We start from the raw sequence: 15,951 nt of genomic DNA, 5'->3' as shown, positions 1-15,951 counted from the left end.
ATGTCAGCCGTGGCGGAGTACCGGGCGCTGGTCGGCCATGTCGCCGGCGCCCTGGAGCGCGCGAACGCCGAGGCCCGCCGGGCGGGTCAGGAGCACGACGCGGCGGCCCGGCGGGTCGAGGACCGGCTGGAGGCGGCCCGGGCGGCGCTGGTCAGCCGGCAGGAGGAGCTGGCCCGCGCGCAGGAGGACGTGGAGCGGGCGGACAGTACGGCGGAGCGGGTGTGGCGCGACGTCCGGTCGTACGTGGGCCGGCGGATGGCCAAGCGGATGGGTGAGATGCCCGAGGTGCTGGTGCCGCCGGCCGGTACCGACATGGAGGAACGGCTGTCCTCGGCGAAGGATCTGATGGCCCGCGCCCGGCGGGGTGAGTGGTCGCCGGATCCCATGAAGTACAGCGGGATTGTAGCGGTCCTTATTGGAGCAATTGTTGCTGCGTCAATTTTCGGACTCGCCCGGCTGGTGCTGGGGTTCGGGGACGAGGAGACCCTGCTGTCGAACCTGCTCGCCCAGTTGGCGGTGTTCCTGTCGCCGTTCGCGGGGATTCCGCTGGTGGTCTGGGGAATGGCACGGTTCCGGGGGCAGCGCACCGGGGTCGGCACCGTGGCCCTCACGGTTCTCGGTGGTCTGGTGGTGAGTTGTTCGTTGACTTTTCTCATCCGCTGAAGCGGGGTAGCGCGATCACCGCCCGCCAGACAAGCTGGAGTATGTGGAGTTGTCGGCCCAGGAGGCTATGGGTACCTTCCGTCGGGAGTTAACAGCCTGGCGGGAGCGCAGAGGTCTGTCCAAAAAGCAGCTCGGCGCCCTGATGTTGTTCGACCCGTCCTATGTGAGCCATATCGAGAGCGGCCGGCACCGACCCACGGAGGACTTCGCCCGCCGCGCCGACGACGTGTTACGCGCCGAGGGGGAACTCCTCGGCCTCTGGCGGCTGTACGACGGCTCCCGCCCCCGCCGCTCCACCACCCCGGCCCCGCCGCCCGTCGAGCGGGGTACCGCCACCGACCTCACGGTGGAGCACGAAGAGGCGCTGATGCGCTACGACGGCGAGCGGTACTGGGTGACCATCCGCCGCCAGCTCTTCAACGGCCAGGCCGACCCGGTCGCCCGGTACTTCATCAAGATCGCCGCCGACCAGGAGGCGACGGCCCCCCTGACGTGGCCGGAGCTGGACCTGCGGGCGACGTGCCGCGGCCTGACGATGGAGTGCGTGCCGAACCTGGACCTCCCGACGCTGAAGGAGGTGTGGCTGCTGTTCGAGAACGCGCTCGGCCGGTTCCCGCTGTATCCGGGCGAGCGGACCTGGATCGAGTACTCCTACAGCGTCGAGCGGGAGAAGTGGGGTTCCTGGTTCCAGCGCGCGATCCGGCACCCCACGGACCGGTTGTCGGTGCGGATGCGTTTCCCGGAGGAGCTGCTGCCCGAGGTGTGGGGGGTGGAGATCCTGATGACCAGTTCGGACCGGGGCGAGTTGAGTCCGATCCTCCAGGCGACGGAGGACGGCGTGGTGGAGTACTGCTGGGAGACCGACGCGCCGCCGCTGCACGCGCGGTACCGGCTGGAGTGGTCCTTCGCCGAGCCGGGGCACGCCTCGCGGCAGGTCGACAGTCGAGAGTAGACGGACGTCAAGTCATCAGCTCAGATGAATATCTGACAGTCTCCCCGTGTAACGGTATGGATAAGCTCCGCTCTGACACACCTTCCCGATGTGTCAGGAGGAAACGTGAAGAAGCGTTATCTGGCCGTTCTCGTCCCCCTAGTTCTGGCCGTGCCCCTGGGTCCGACGGCGGCGTCGGCCGCCCCGGCGGTCACCGTCGACCGCACCGGCACGCCCGCGTTCGCCGTCAACCCGGGCGAACTGCGCACCGCCGAGGCCCAGGACCGGCTGGTCTTCAGCCTGCCCGGCACCGACTACACGCCCAACGCGCACGGCGACGTGCTCGTCGGCTTCTCCGTCGAGGCCCCGGCCGGCAGCGGACTCAACCCGGGCATCATCCGGGTCCGCAAGACCACCGAGACCACCGACATCCTCGGCGCGCACACCATCAACTCCCCCGGCGAGGCCTCCGACTACGGGCTGGCCACGCTGTGCACGGGCATCAACTACGAGATCCAGATCAAGGGCAACTTCGGCACCACCGGCGGGTACGAGCTGGTGAAGACCCTCGTCGGCGACGCGAACGGCGACTTCGTGGTCGACGCGGCTGACCTGTCCGCCATCGCGGGCCTGCACGGGAAGCACACCGGCGACCCGGGCTACTCCCCCTGGGCGGACACCGACCGCAACGGCGTGATCGACAGCGCCGACTCGACCCGCGCGAACCGCAACCTGGGCGCGGCGACCAGCCTGCGGCTCGCCAGCGACAACCCGCTCGACCAGGTGCTGCCCGACGGCGCGCTGGCCCTGGCGGGGCTGTCCGCGTCCGCGTTCAACCCGACGTCAGCCGAGGTGGCCTACACGCTGACCGGGGCGGCCTTCGACGCCGACCAGTCCGGCGGTTCGTTCACCGTCAACGGGGCCTCGGTGCCGACCACGGTGGCGGCGGGGAAGATCTCGGCGGGTACCAACCGCCTGGTGTCCGGCAAGAACGTCATCTCCTTCAAGGGGTACGACACGGTCGGCCGCCCCCTCTACCGCACCGACACCGTCTGGGCCGGCAGCACCACGGTCAACGTCCGGGTGGTCGACGACGTCACCAAGCAGCCGGTGACCGACCCGGTGACCGTGCGGGTCAGCCTCTCCGACAACCAGTCGGTGTACACCGAGGCGACCACGACCACCGGCGTCCTGGCCATCCCGAACGTGTCGGCCCGCACGGTCCTGGTGAAGGCCACCGCCAGCGGCAACCGGCTCGGCGTGCTGGGCGACTTCTCGTCCCGGCCGCAGTTCGTGGTCGAGCTGCACGGGTTCAAGGCCCCGAGTCCGGTGAAGAACAACGACTTCAGCCAGGGCACCGCCGGCTGGAACACCGGGAGCGCGCCGGTCCAGGTGAAGGACCACGTGGAGGGCATCCCGTACTTCGCCGGCCTGGGCGCCCCGCCGGCCCTGCCCCAGCACGCGCAGCCGCCGCTGATGACCCCGGCCGCCCAGGGCGGCACGGGCCAGCCGCCCGCCGGCCTGATGGATCCGGTCGTGGACAAGGACCTCACGCTGGGCACGTCCGGGCAGGGTGAGCAGTCCGTGTCGCGGGCCTTCACCACCGACCCGGACGTGGTGGCCGTGAAGATCCGGTTCCGGTTCATCACGAGCGAGGTGCCCGGCGGGTACTTCGGCAGCGAGTACAACGACTACTACCGGGTGTCGATCCGCAGCCAGCAGGGCGGCGACTCCACGGTGGAGACGAACAGCATGAACGGCCTCGGCCTCGGCGCGTTCGACTACGGCAGCGGCGCGACCCAGTGGCGCGAGCTGAAGCTGAAGGTGGACAAGAAGGGCGACACCATCCAGGTCGACCTCGGGGTGGCCAACGTCGCCGACGGCATCCTGGACTCCCAGGTCGTCGTCGACTTCGTCGAGGAGATCAAGGACCAGGTCGAGCCGCGCCTGGCGTGGAACAACACCCAGGGCGGGCTGGACCTGCGCTTCGAGGTCAAGGACCACGACCTGGAGCAGGCCGGCACCATCGACGTGTACTGGGCCAGCGGCACCGGTTACGACAACCGGATCGGCGCGGCCCTGCTCAGCCACCCGGTACCGGCGGGCACCACCGTCGGCCAGCACGGCCCGGTCCGGGTCGCCGGCAACCTGTTGCAGAACCCGCCGGCGGGCGCGACGCACCTGATCGCGGCGAGCAGCAGGAACCAGGTCGGCGCGATCGCGGATGTGACCGTGGGCTTCGGCGCGCAGGCCAACCAGGCGTCGGTCGACGGCCGGATGATCACCGCGATCAAGAACGGGCTCCGCGCGGCCGGCCAGCCGACGGCCACGATCACCAGCACGGCGCGGACCCCGGCCGACCAGGCGCGGGCGATGTTCAACAACCTGGTGAACCCGGCGCGCACGGTCGCGCAGAACACGGCCAACCAGCTGGCGCTGTACCAGGCGCCGGGCCGCGCGGTCGTCAACCGGTTCACGACCGCCACGGCGGGCATGACCCTCGCGCAGATCAACGCCAACGCGGCCACCGTGCGGGCCGCGATGGAGGCGGAGATCGTCGCGCAGGGACCGTCCAATGTGTCCCGGCACTGCGCCGACCCGGCCGTCCTCAACGTCGTGGACGTCGGGGCGGGCGTGTTCAACGCCACCAATGGTCCGCTGTTCGTGGCCTCGGTCACCGGCCAGGTGACCCGGGTGCTCGACGAGCGGGCGACGAACAGCTGCTACCACCTGGAGTTGCAGCTCTAGCCACGGTGGCCCGTGGTCGACACAGGTCGACCACGGGCCACCGCCGCGGACGCGGCGCCGGGAGCCGGGCCGCCCCCGGCGCCGCTAGTTCCCCCCGTAGTCCCAGTCGCGGCGGATCTGGCGGTACTCCTCCACGGGCATCACGGGCGTGCGCAGGTGGGCCGTGTACAGCCGGCCCTCCAGGTGGTCGAGTTCGTGGCCGACGAGGCGGGCCAGGCCGGCCGTGAACTCCGACTTGAGCGCCACCCCGTCGATCCCGGTGTGCGCGACGACGATCCGCAGCGGGCGCGGTACGAGGCCCCGGACGTCGAAGAAGCTCAGGCACCCCTCGTACTGCTCGTCGTGCTCCACCGAGCGCTCGATGATCCGGGGGTTGAAGAAGGTCAGGTAGCCGCCCTCGCGCGGTCGGACGACGGCGACGGCCTCGGCGTACCCGAGCTGGTTGGCCGCGACCCCGAGCCCGTTGGCGAACGGGTGGTGCAGCTGGACGCGTTCCGCGGCGAGGAGGAGTGCCTCCTCGACCTGTTCCGCGCGGGCCCGTTCCGTTGGTAGCGTGAGGCGCCGGGCGACCCTGGTCAGTTGCGGGTCTCCCATCTGGGCGATCCCCAACGAGGCCATCGTGGAGCACGGGTCCTGGACGATCGTCACCGGGCAGGGTCCATTCTGCTTCGAGCATGGAACGCCCGGCCGTACCCGGCCGGGCGAGATGATCCTATGCTGCCCGCCCTTCGGTCATGTCGGACTCACGAGCATCCCATCAGGCGGGACACGGGAGGAGTTTCCGCAGGTACTCAGCGTTCACGCCGTGTAGACTCTCCGTCCACGTGTACCCGGGCACCGGTTCCTCGGCCGCCAACAGCACCGCGCACCCGGCCCCGGCGGCGCTCGTCGCCCCGATCACGGTGTCTTCCACGGCCACGCACGCCCCGGCCGGCACCCCCAACGAACGGATCGCCGCCCGGTACGGCTCCGGGTGCGGCTTGGACCGGGTGACATCGTCGCCGCACACCACGACGGTGAAGCCGACCAGACCGGGAATCCGGGACACCACGCAGCGGCGGGTGGCCGTGACCAGCGCGGTCGGCACCCCGGCGGCGCGCAGCTCGGCCAGCAGTTCGACGGCCCCGGGCCGCCACCGGGTGCCGGTGGACAACAGCTCGGCCACCCGGCGCTCCACCCATACCGCGCTGGCGGGCGCGGTACGCAGTGGCCAGCCGAGATCCGCGTGCAGGAGCCGCATCGCGGCGGTGACGCCGAGCCCGTCGGTACGGGCCAGCAGCTCGGCGGGCAGGGCCCGACCGGCGAGTTCACAGAAGACCTCGTCCCAGACCGACTCACTGTCGACGAGGGTTCCGTCGAGGTCGAACAGGACGGCAGCTAGCGCAGGACCATACTTCCGCAGTGTCCGGCATCCACCCGGGCCTTGTCTCCATCCATAGGCATGAGTGAATTAATCCCGTAAATTGTTCGCCTGTCGAATCACGGTGACCAGCTCGTCGATGATGTCGGTCAGCGCGTAGTCCTTCGGGGTGAACACCCGGGAGACGCCGTTGGCGAGCAGGGTGGCCTCGTCCTCGGGCGGGATGATGCCGCCGACGATGACCGGGATCTCCGCGTCGCCGAGCCCCGCCAGCACGTCGGCGACGGCCTGCAGGTGCGCTCCGGACAGGATGGACAGTCCGACGAGGTCGACGTCCTCCTCGATCGCGGCGGCGGCCACCTGGCCGGGCGTGAGCCGGATGCCCTGGTAGATGACCTCGAACCCGCAGTCGCGGGCCCGGACGGCGATCTGCTCGACGCCGTTGGAGTGCCCGTCGAGGCCCGGCTTGCCGAGCAGCAGCCGCAGCTTGCGCCCGCCCAGCTCGGCGGAGGTTGCCTGGACCCGGGCCCGGACCTCCGACAGCCCGCCGCCGTCGGCGGAGACCCCGGCGATCCCGGTCGGCGCCCGGTACTCGCCGAACTCCTCGCGCAGCGCCTGGGCCCACTCGCCCGTGGTCACCCCGGCCAGCGCGCACGCGATGCTCACGTCGACCAGGTTCTCGTCGGTGCGGCAGGCGCGGCGCAGCTCGGCCAGCGCGGCGTCCACGGCCGGCTGCGAGCGGTCCTGGCGCCACTCCTTCAGCGAGGCGATGGCCGCGGCCTCCACCGCCGGGTCGACCTGCTCGATCGGGGCGGCCCCGGCGGCGGTCAGCGGGCTGGGCTCCGTCTCCGCGTACTTGTTGACCCCGACGACGGTCTCCTCGCCGGACTCGACCCGGCGGCGGCGCTCGGCGTGCGAGGACACCAGGGCGCTCTTGAGGTAACCGGACTCGACGGCCGCCACCACGCCGCCCATCTCCAGCACCCGGTCCAACTCGGCGCGCGCCCCGTCGGCGATCTCGGCGGTCTTCGCCTCCACGACGTGCGAACCGGCGAACAGGTCCTCGTAGTGCAGCAGGTCCGACTCGAAGGCCAGGATCTGCTGGATCCGCAGGCTCCACTGCTGGTCCCAGGGCCGGGGCAGGCCGAGCGCCTCGTTCCAGGCGGGCAGCTGCACGGCGCGGGCCCGGGCGTCCTTGGACAGGGTGACGCCGAGCAGCTCCAGGACGATCCGGGCGACGTTGTTCTCCGGCTGCGCCTCGGTGAGGCCGAGGGAGTTGACCTGCACCCCGTACCGCAGGCGGCGGGCCTTCGGCTCGGAGATGCCGTACCGCTCCCGGGTGATCTCATCCCAGAGCTGGGTGAACGCCCGCATCTTGCACATCTCCTCGACGAACCGCACCCCGGCGTTGACGAAGAAGGAGATCCGCTGCACGACGGCCGCGAAGTCGGTGACCTCGGCGCGGGCCCGCACCTCGTCCAGGATGGCGATCGCGGTGGCCAGCGCGAACGCGACCTCCTGCACGGGGGTCGCCCCGGCCTCCTGGAGGTGGTACGAGCAGACGTTCACCGGGTTCCACTTGGGCGCGTGCTTCACCGACCACGCGACCAGGTCGGCGGTCAGGCGCAGCGACGGGCCGGGCGGGAAGATGTGGGTGCCCCGGGACAGGTACTCCTTGATGATGTCGTTCTGGGTCGTGCCCGAAAGGCGGGTGGCGTCACCGCCGGCGGCCGACACGTAGAGCGCGAACAGCCACATGGCCGGCGCGTTGATGGTCATCGAGGTGTTGGCGGCGGCCAGGTCGATCCCGTCGAACAGGGTCCGCATGTCGCCGAGGTGCGCGACGGGCACCCCGACCCGGCCGACCTCGCCGCGGGCGAGCTCGTGGTCCGGGTCGTATCCGGTCTGGGTCGGCAGGTCGAAGGCGACCGAGAGCCCGGTCTGCCCCTTCGACAGGTTGCGCCGGAACAGCTCGTTACTCCGGGCCGGCGAGGAGTGCCCCGCGTAGGTCCGCATCAGCCAGGGACGGTCTGCCATGGCCTGACTCTACTTAACGGTAACTAAGTCTGTTCCCGTGATGCTGGTCACGCCGCCAATAGTGCACCCTCGTCGGGCAGGACGCGGTCGAGCCGGGTGGCCCGCAACAGCCGGGCGAACCGGGCCGGGGTGCCCCGCAACACGATCCGACGCCCGGCCCGGACAGCCTTCTGCTGAGCGGCGACCAGCATTCCCAGCCCCGCCGCGTCGATGATGTCCACCGCCGAGAGTTCCACGACGAGCGGACCATGTCCCTCGGCGAGCGCGGCGTGCAGCTGCTCGCGGATGCCCGCGACCGTCTGTCCGTCCAACCGCCCGACGAGCGTGACCCGCTCGCCCCCGTCTACCAGTCTCAGCATGATCGCCCCCCGATCCTCATCGCGTGCTCCGCGCTTTCCGCTGCTCCTCTAGGTGACGCTAACCGCCCGCCGAAGGTTGCGCCTCCGGTCTCGCCCCTGAACTCTCTCAGGGCATTCCCCTGGGTACGTCATCCCCGGAACCGATTCACGCCTCCACCCGAAGTAGCAGGAAGACGTTCAGGCATAGTGTCTGACGTGCTCGTTGATGCCGCAATACATGTGCAAGATCTGCGAAAAACATATAAATCGACGGCGGCGGCCGACGAGTCGACCGGGCGGAGTCCGGGACGAGGGGGCCGCCCGAGGTTCGTCGCGGTCGACAGTCTCGACCTGACGGTCCACACCGGCGAGATCTTCGCCCTTCTCGGGCCGAACGGCGCGGGGAAGACCACAACCGTCGAAATCCTCGAAGGCTTCCGCCAGCGGGACGCCGGCCAGGTCAGCGTGCTCGGCACCGACCCGGCGAAGCCCACCGCCGCGTGGCGCGCCCGGATCGGGGTCGTACTGCAGAGCACCGGGGAGTTCGAGGAGCTGACCGTCGAGGAGGTGCTCCGGCACTTCTCCGGTTACTACCCGAACCCGGACGACCCGGACAAGCTTATCGAACTGGTGGGACTCTCCGACAAGCGGAAGGCCCGGGCCCGCACCCTCTCGGGCGGCCAGCGCCGCCGGCTCGACGTGGCGCTCGGCGTGATCGGCCGCCCCGAGCTGCTCTTCCTCGACGAGCCGACCACCGGCTTCGACCCGCAGGCCCGCCAGGAGTTCTGGGGACTGATCAAGGGCCTCTCACAGGCCGGTACGACGATCGTCCTCACCACGCACTACCTGGAGGAGGCCGAGGCGCTCGCCGACCGGGTGGGCGTGATCAGCGCCGGCCGGCTCGTGGCCGTCGACACCCCGGCGGCCCTGGGCAGGCGCGCCGACCGGCCGGCCACGGTGCACTGGGGCACCCCGGACGGCCCGCGCAGCGCGGAGACCGCCGAGCCCACCGCCTACGTGGCGGCGCTGGCCACCGAGCTGGGCGGGGAGATCCCGCAGCTGCGGGTGACCCGCCCGACGCTGGAGGACGTGTACCTGGAAATGATCTCGACGGGAGCCCGGTCATGAACGTCCTCACCCTCGGGGTGCGCCGGGGCCGGCTGGAGATCAAGCAGTTCCTCCGCAGCCGCGAGTCCGTGGTGTTCACCCTCGCGTTCCCGATCATCATGGTGACGATCTTCAGCCTGATCTACCCCGGCGAGCTGGACTCCGGGGTGCGCTACAGCCAGTACATCGTGACGGGCATGATCGCCGCCGGGCTGCTGGCGACCGGGTTCCAGGGGCTCGGCATGCAGATCCCGATGGAACGCGACAAGGGGGTACTGAAGCGGCTCGCGGGCACGCCGATGCCCAAGGCGTCGTACTTCCTGGGCAAGATCCTCATGGTGCTGGCGATCGGCGCGATCTGCACCGCGCTCCTGCTCGTCTACGCCGTGCTGTTCGTCGGGGTCACGCTGCCCACCGACCCGGCGAAGTGGCTGACGTTCGCGTGGGTGTTCGTGCTGGGCATCACGGGCTGCACGCTGCTCGGCATCGCGGCGTCGTCCCTGGTCAGCACCGGGCGCGGGGCGTCGGCCGTGGTCACCCCGATCGCGCTGGTGTTCCAGTTCATCTCCGGGGTGTACTTCGTCTTCACCTCCCTGCCGGGCTGGATGCAGCAGGTCGCGGCACTGTTCCCGCTGAAGTGGATGTGTCAGGGCATGCGGTCGGTGTTCCTGCCGGAGGCGCAGGCCGCGTTCGAACCGGCCGGCAGCTGGGAGCTGGGCCGGGTGGCGCTGGTGCTGGTGGCGTGGGTGGTGATCGGGCTCGGGCTGTGCATGCTGACGTTCCGGTGGACGAGCCGGCGGGACGGGTAGCGGCGGGCGGGATCCCTCGGCGGCCCGCCCCACCGGGGACGACGCGGAGGCCGGAGCGGGGCCGGGCGACCGGGCACCGAGAGGGTCCGGCGGCACTCTGACGTCAAGTCGACGAGCACTGACACCAAAGAGGGTCTTGCGTGACATCACTTGATGGTGTCACGATGACGCCATGCAAACGGGCTCCCTCTCCCTGTTCCGCCAGCGCGGCTTCGCCCTGCTCTGGACCTCCGGGCTGATCTCCTTCACCGGCACCTGGCTGCTCATGATCGCCCTGCCGATCTACGTGTTCCAGCTGACCGGCTCCGCGGCCGCGATGGCCGGCTCGGTGGTCGCGAGCGTGTCGGCCCGCCTGCTGTTCGGCACGTTCGCCGGCGTGTACGTGGACCGGTGGGACCGCAAGACGGTCATGATCGTCGGCAACCTGCTCCAGGCGGCGGTGATGGTCCCGCTGGCCCTGGTGCACAGCGGCAACGCCGTACCCGTCGTGTACTGCGTGATCTTCCTGCAGGGCGCGATCAGCCAGTTCACCCAGCCGGCCGAGGGCGCGATGCTGCCCCGACTGGTCGACGCGACCGACCTGACCGCCGCGAACTCGCTCAACCAGCTCAACAACAACCTCGCCCGGCTCGTCGGCCCGGCGCTCGGCGGCCTGTCGTCGGTCTACCTGGGCCTGGCCGGCTCGGCGCTGATCAACGGGGCCACGTTCCTGGCCGCCGCCGGCCTCGTCGCCGCGATCCCGGGCCGGCACCGCGCGGAGGTGGTCCTCGACAGCGAGACGGGCGCGGCACCGGAGCGGCACTTCGGCCGGGAGTTCGTCGGCGGACTCCGCCTGATCCGCGGCAGCCGGGTGCTCAGCGTCCTGCTCCTGGTGCTCACCGTGGGCGCGATCGGCGAGGGCATCATCATGGCGACGTTCGCCATCTTCGTCGACCGGGGCCTGCACGGCGGGGCCCAGGAGTTCGGCCTGCTGATGTCCGCGCAGGCCGTCGGGGGCATCCTGGGCGGGCTGACCGGCGGCTGGTTCGCCGCCCGGTTCTCGACGCTCCGGCTCCTCATCACCGGCCTGATCGTCTTCGGACTGGTCGACCTGGCGATCTTCACCCTGCCCCGGTTCACCCCGGCGATCGCCCCGCAGCTCGGCCTGTGGGTGCTCGTCGGCGTGCCGGCCGCCGTGGCCATGGCCGCCCTGATGACGATCATCCAGCGGGAGACGCCCGACGCGTTCATGGGGCGGGTGTTCGCGGTCATCGGGGTGCTGATGTCCGCCGGGTCGCTGGTCGGTGCCGGGCTGTCCGGGGCGTTCACGGAGCGGATCGGCGTGATCAACATCCTGACGGTGCAGGCGTTCGCCTGGACGCTGGCGGGCGTGCTCGTCGCGGTGTTCCTCCGGGGACTGCCGGAGCCCGCCGCCAGCGGGGACGAGGTCACCGCTCCGGCCACCGGAGGCGAACTGCCCGCTGAGCAGGAGCTGCCTACCGCACAGGCCACCGAGCGGAAGCATCCCTCCGCACTGGCCACTGATGACCGGGCGTTGCCCGCCGCGCAGACCACCGAGAGGTCCGCCAGCCCGGTCTGACCCGCTCGACCGGCGACGCACGACGTCACCAGCTGTGGACCGGCGACAGCCCGCCGCCCGGTCCGGGAAACACGCCGCGGGCCGCACCCCGTCGGAGGAGGTGCGGCCCGCGGCGGCGCGCTACTCGTACTCGTAGAAGCCCTTGCCCGTCTTGCGGCCCAGGTCACCGGCCGCGATCATGCGCAGGAGCAGCTCCGGCGGGAAGAACTTCGGGTCGTTGGTCTCCGCGAAGATGTTCCGGGTCGCGTTGGTGAGGATGTCCACCCCGGTCAGGTCCGTGGTCGCCAGCGGGCCCATCGCGTGCCCGAAGCCCAGCTTGCAGGCGACGTCGAGGTCCTCGGCGGACACGACCCCGGTCTCGACCAGCTTCACGGCCTCCATCACCAGGGCGGTGATCAGGCGGGTGGTGACGAAGCCGGCGATGTCGCGGTTCACCACGATGCAGGTCTTGCCGATCTCCTCGGCGAAGGCCCGCGCGGTCGCCAGCGCCTCGTCGGAGGTCTTGAAACCCCGGACCAGTTCGCAGAGCTTCATCATGGGTACCGGCGAGAAGAAGTGCGTCCCCACCACCCACTCGGGCCGCTCGGTGACCGCCGCGATCTGGGTGATCGGGATGGCCGAGGTGTTGGTGGCCAGCACCGCGCCCGGCTTGCAGATCTTGTCGAGGGCCCGGAAGATCTCCTGCTTGACCTCGAGCTGCTCGAAGACGGCCTCCACCACGATGTCGGCGTCGGCGGCGTCGCCGAGGTCCGTCGTCGTGGAGATCCGGCCGAGCGCGGCGTGCGCGTCGTTCTCGGAGATCTTGCCCTTCGCCGCGAACCTGGTCAGCGAGGCCTCGATCCCGGCCAGTCCGCGCGCCGTCGCCTGGTCGGTGAGGTCGCGGAGCGTCACCTGCCAGCCGGCCTGAGCCGCCACCTGCGCGATGCCGGAACCCATCAGGCCCGCACCGATCACCGCGAGTCGCCCCGCCATGTCCGTACCCCTCTCGTCAGCGTGTCCCGGGGTAGCCGTGGGCCCGTGCCCGGGTGCCCCCTGACCCTATTGTGCCCACGTACTGAACGGTCACTCAGGTGGGCCGAGTAGCTGCGCGGTGAGTACGTGAAATGTCACACTGAGTGTGTGCCTGGGTCGGAGAGTCTATCCCTGGTCGCGGGCCCGCTGATCGCCTTCTCGGTACTCGGCGGCCTCGCGCTGATACTGCGCTGGGCGTTCCGGGCGGAGCAGCGGACCGCCCCGCAGGACGTCGACTGGATCGCCTGGGACGACGCGCCGTGGCCGCCGGGAACCCGGGACTACGGGCTGCTGCGCGACGTCGCGATCGTGAACGGACCGGCCGCGGCGGACACCCTGCGTGACGCCCTGGCGCTGGTCAACATCCGCACGACCGTGGTGATCGAACCGGACGGCCGGGTACGGGTGCTCGTCTTCGACGACGAACTGGACCAGGCCCGACGGGTACTGGGCTAGGCCGCCCCGGGGGGTGCCGACCCGCGCCGGGAGACCGTGCCGCCGGAGCGCGCGGGCCGTCGTACCCGTCAGATGTCGAACTCGGCGTCGGCCGGGGCCACCCCGCGCTCCACCGTCACGCCCAGACCGCGCAGGTCGGTGAGGAACCCCGGGTACCCCCGGTCGATGTGGTGGCTCTGCCCCACCTCCGTGATCCCGTCGGCGCACAGCCCCGCCAGCACCAGCCCCGCGCCGGCCCGGATGTCCGTCGCCCGCACCGGGGCGCCCGACAGCCGCTCCCGGCCCCGGACCACCGCGTGGTGGCCGTCCGTCCGGATGTCCGCGCCCAGCCGGGACATCTCGTTCACGAACATGAACCGGCCGTCGAAGATGTTCTCCGTGATCAGGGACGCGCCGTCGCTGACCGCCGCGAGCCCCATCGCCATTGGCAGCAGGTCCGTGGCGAACCCCGGGAACGGCAGGGTCCGCACGTCCACGGCGCGCGGCCGGTCGGACATCGCGACCCGGAAACCGTCGGCGACCCCGGTGACCTCCGCGCCGGCCTGGCCGAGCTTGTCCAGGGCCAACTCCAGGAACGTCGGGTCGATGCCGTGCACCGTCACGTCGCCCCGGGTCATCGCGGCCCCGAACGCCCAGGTACCGGCCACGATCCGGTCGCCGATCGTGTGGTGCACGACCGGGGACAGCGCGTCGACCCCCTCGACGACCAGCGTCGCCGTACCCGCGCCGTCGATCTTCGCGCCCATCGCGGTGAGCATCGCGCACAGGTCGACGATCTCCGGCTCCCGGGCGGCGTTGTCGATCTGGGTGGAACCCTGGGCCAGCACGGCCGCCGTCAGCAGGTTCTCCGTCGCGCCGACGCTCGGGAAGTCCAGCCAGATCATCGCCCCGCGCAGCCGGGTGGCCTTGGCGATCACGTAGCCGTGCTCGTTGGTGATCGTCGCGCCCATCCGGGCCAGCCCGGACACGTGCATGTCGAGCCCGCGCGAACCGATCTCGTCCCCGCCCGGGTGCGCCACCCGGACATGCCCCCGGCGGGCCAGCAGCGGCCCCAGGACGCAGATGGAGGCCCGCAGGCGGCGGACCAGGTCGTAGTCGGCCTCGACGCCCAGTTCGGCCGGAGAGTCGATCGTGACGGCGCACGACCGGTCGTCGACGGTCACCAGTTCCACGGCACAGCCGAGCCTGCGGAGCACCTCGGCCATGATCGCGACATCGGTGATCCGGGGGACGTTGTGCAGGACGGTGCGGCCCTCGGCGAGCAGGGCGGCGGCCATCAGTTTCAGCGCGGAGTTCTTCGCGCCGACCACGGACACGTCGCCGGACAGCCGGACCCCGCCGTGCACTCTGATCAGATCCACCCGCCCAGACTACGTATGCTGGCCGCATGTCTGGAGTCCACCTCACCCGCATCTACACGAAGACCGGCGACGCGGGGAGCACCGGCCTCGGTGACTTCTCCCGGGTGCCCAAGACCGACCCCCGGATCGAGGCGTACGCCGACACGGACGAGACCAACGCCGTCATCGGCCTGGTGCTCACGCTCGGCAACCCGGCCGACGACGTGCGCGCCGTCCTGACGCAGGTCAACAACGACCTGTTCGACGTGGGCGCCGACCTGTGCAACCCGATCACCGAGAACCCGTCGTACCCCCCGCTGCGCGTCACCGAGGCCTACGTCACCCGGCTGGAGGGCTGGTGCGACGAGTTCAACGGGCGGCTGGCGAAGCTCGACTCCTTCATCCTGCCCGGCGGCACCCCGGCCGCCGCGCTGCTGCACCAGGCGCGCACCGTGTCCCGCCGGGCCGAGCGCCGGGTGTGGGCGCTGATCGAGGTCGACCCGGAGCGGACGAACGTGCTGGCCGCGAAGTACCTGAACAGGCTGTCGGATCTGCTCTTCATCCTCGGCCGGGTGGCCAACCCCGACGGGGACGTGAAGTGGGTGCCGGGCGGCGGACTGTAGCCCGCCCGGCACGGCACCACTCTAGGACGACCCGGCGCTCGGCTCCGTCGAGCGGGACTGGTCGAGCACGACGTAGCCGAGGCTGTCGTACAGGTTGATGGCGACCCGGTTGTGGCCGAACACGTTGAGCAGCAACGCCTCGTCCCCGGCCTCCAGGGTCGCCCGCTCGCCGAGCAGCATCGCCGCCCGGCCGTAGCCCTTGCCGCGGTGGGCGGGGGACGCGGACACCGAGTACACGAAGCTCTGGCCGGCGGACGTGTGGTGCTTCAGCCAGATGAAGGCCACGCCCTCCCCGCCCGCCTCGACCGTCCACAGGGTGTTGTCCGGAGTGTCCAGACCCTGCGGGAGCAGCGCCGCGAAGTCCTCGTCGGCCTTGCGCCGGGCCGCCTCGGGCTCCATGCTGCCGGAGTTCACGATGTCGGCCAGGTAGCCGAGGATGTCGACCTCCAGCCACGCCGGGTACTCCTCCGCCGTCATCGGCCGCCCCAGCACCCCGGCCGGCAGCTCCGGCGCCGCGCCCAGCGCCTTCGCCATCGTCTGCGCGCGCAGCGGAATGTCGTCGAACAGCCGGGTGACCTCCAGCGCCTGCACGAAGACCCGGTCGGCGCCCTGTTCGCGCGCCCAGTTCTCCGCCCACTCCCGGGCCGCCCGGCCCAGGCCCCGGCCCCGGTGGTCGGGATCGATCCAGATGTCGTCGATCCGGGCGTTGTCGCCGTTCAGCCCGACGGCCACGTACCCGACGGGCGTCCGACCATCGTGCACCGCCGCGACCACGGGCCGCAGCGCGCGGTCCCGGTGCGCCCGCACCCAGGTGACCCGCTGTTCCCGCGAGGCCGCCGGCAGGCCCGCCTCAGCGTGCCGTGCCGCGACCCGCTGCTCCCAATGCGCACGCCAGACGGAGTCGTCGGCGAGAATATGAAATTCGGTCATCGGGTCACCTTAGCCGGCA

The 15,951-nt window shown here is 71.0% G+C and carries 15 protein-coding genes; 8 read left to right on the top strand and 7 right to left on the bottom strand.

From position 1 onward, the window contains the following. The 3 genes from AB0M43_RS25105 to AB0M43_RS25095 all read left to right on the top strand — a co-directional run bounded on the left by AB0M43_RS25105 (position 1) and on the right by AB0M43_RS25095 (position 4,342). Positions 1–663 carry a hypothetical protein gene (locus tag AB0M43_RS25105; protein WP_363728203.1) on the top strand — a complete coding sequence of 221 codons (663 nt, stop codon included), beginning with the start codon at positions 1–3 and terminating at the stop codon, positions 661–663. A 67-nt stretch (positions 664–730) separates the two neighbouring features. Continuing rightward, on the top strand, positions 731–1,615 hold the full coding sequence (locus tag AB0M43_RS25100; RefSeq protein WP_363728202.1) for a helix-turn-helix transcriptional regulator: 885 nt from the start codon (positions 731–733) through the stop codon (positions 1,613–1,615). A 105-nt stretch (positions 1,616–1,720) separates the two neighbouring features. Beyond that, positions 1,721–4,342, top strand: coding sequence for a hypothetical protein (locus AB0M43_RS25095; RefSeq protein WP_363728201.1), 2,622 nt, complete (start codon positions 1,721–1,723; stop codon positions 4,340–4,342). A gap of 84 nt (positions 4,343–4,426) precedes the next feature. On the opposite strand, the gene AB0M43_RS25090 is transcribed toward AB0M43_RS25095, so the two are convergent. The 4 genes from AB0M43_RS25090 to AB0M43_RS25075 form a co-directional block, all read right to left on the bottom strand. Beyond that, positions 4,427–4,990, bottom strand: a complete 564-nt coding sequence (locus AB0M43_RS25090; protein WP_363728200.1) for a peptide deformylase — start codon at positions 4,988–4,990, stop codon at positions 4,427–4,429. Between the two features lie 109 nt (positions 4,991–5,099). Next, positions 5,100–5,711: an HAD family phosphatase gene (locus AB0M43_RS25085; protein WP_363728561.1), complete on the bottom strand. Its 612-nt coding sequence runs from the start codon at positions 5,709–5,711 to the stop codon at positions 5,100–5,102. Positions 5,712–5,792: 81 nt separating this feature from the next. Continuing rightward, a complete protein-coding gene (locus AB0M43_RS25080; protein WP_363728199.1) occupies positions 5,793–7,739 on the bottom strand; it encodes a methylmalonyl-CoA mutase family protein in 1,947 nt (648 codons plus the stop codon). A 47-nt stretch (positions 7,740–7,786) separates the two neighbouring features. Then, positions 7,787–8,098, bottom strand: a complete 312-nt coding sequence (locus AB0M43_RS25075; RefSeq protein WP_363728198.1) for an STAS domain-containing protein — start codon at positions 8,096–8,098, stop codon at positions 7,787–7,789. A gap of 330 nt (positions 8,099–8,428) precedes the next feature. Between AB0M43_RS25075 and AB0M43_RS25070 the strand changes: the two genes are divergently transcribed. The 3 genes from AB0M43_RS25070 to AB0M43_RS25060 all read left to right on the top strand — a co-directional run bounded on the left by AB0M43_RS25070 (position 8,429) and on the right by AB0M43_RS25060 (position 11,572). Then, positions 8,429–9,205 (top strand): ABC transporter ATP-binding protein, encoded by a 777-nt coding sequence (locus tag AB0M43_RS25070; RefSeq protein WP_363728560.1) that lies wholly within the window; start codon positions 8,429–8,431, stop codon positions 9,203–9,205. Further along, on the top strand, positions 9,202–9,993 hold the full coding sequence (locus tag AB0M43_RS25065) for an ABC transporter permease (protein WP_363728197.1): 792 nt from the start codon (positions 9,202–9,204) through the stop codon (positions 9,991–9,993). The genes AB0M43_RS25070 and AB0M43_RS25065 overlap by 4 nt, the downstream gene beginning before the upstream one ends. 172 nt (positions 9,994–10,165) lie before the next feature. Further along, positions 10,166–11,572 carry an MFS transporter gene (locus AB0M43_RS25060; protein ID WP_363728196.1) on the top strand — a complete coding sequence of 469 codons (1,407 nt, stop codon included), beginning with the start codon at positions 10,166–10,168 and terminating at the stop codon, positions 11,570–11,572. Positions 11,573–11,692: 120 nt separating this feature from the next. On the opposite strand, the gene AB0M43_RS25055 is transcribed toward AB0M43_RS25060, so the two are convergent. Further along, entirely contained in the window at positions 11,693–12,544 is an 852-nt protein-coding gene (locus tag AB0M43_RS25055) for a 3-hydroxyacyl-CoA dehydrogenase family protein (protein ID WP_363728195.1), read from the bottom strand. Between the two features lie 147 nt (positions 12,545–12,691). Here AB0M43_RS25055 and AB0M43_RS25050 point away from each other — a divergent pair, with 147 nt between their 5' ends. Then, positions 12,692–13,039: a hypothetical protein gene (locus AB0M43_RS25050; protein ID WP_363728194.1), complete on the top strand. Its 348-nt coding sequence runs from the start codon at positions 12,692–12,694 to the stop codon at positions 13,037–13,039. 68 nt (positions 13,040–13,107) lie between these two features. Here AB0M43_RS25050 and murA read toward each other — a convergent pair whose 3' ends face one another. After that, positions 13,108–14,400: a UDP-N-acetylglucosamine 1-carboxyvinyltransferase gene (murA, locus tag AB0M43_RS25045; protein WP_363728193.1), complete on the bottom strand. Its 1,293-nt coding sequence runs from the start codon at positions 14,398–14,400 to the stop codon at positions 13,108–13,110. A 26-nt stretch (positions 14,401–14,426) separates the two neighbouring features. Here murA and AB0M43_RS25040 point away from each other — a divergent pair, with 26 nt between their 5' ends. After that, positions 14,427–15,002, top strand: coding sequence for a cob(I)yrinic acid a,c-diamide adenosyltransferase (locus tag AB0M43_RS25040; protein ID WP_363728192.1), 576 nt, complete (start codon positions 14,427–14,429; stop codon positions 15,000–15,002). Between the two features lie 21 nt (positions 15,003–15,023). On the opposite strand, the gene AB0M43_RS25035 is transcribed toward AB0M43_RS25040, so the two are convergent. After that, positions 15,024–15,932 (bottom strand): GNAT family N-acetyltransferase, encoded by a 909-nt coding sequence (locus tag AB0M43_RS25035; protein ID WP_363728191.1) that lies wholly within the window; start codon positions 15,930–15,932, stop codon positions 15,024–15,026. Between the last annotated feature and the right edge of the window lie 19 nt (positions 15,933–15,951).

The organism is Longispora sp. NPDC051575 (assembly GCF_040681875.1).
Classification (GTDB): domain Bacteria; phylum Actinomycetota; class Actinomycetes; order Mycobacteriales; family Micromonosporaceae; genus Longispora.
This window is presented reverse-complemented; position numbering and strand designations above follow the sequence as displayed.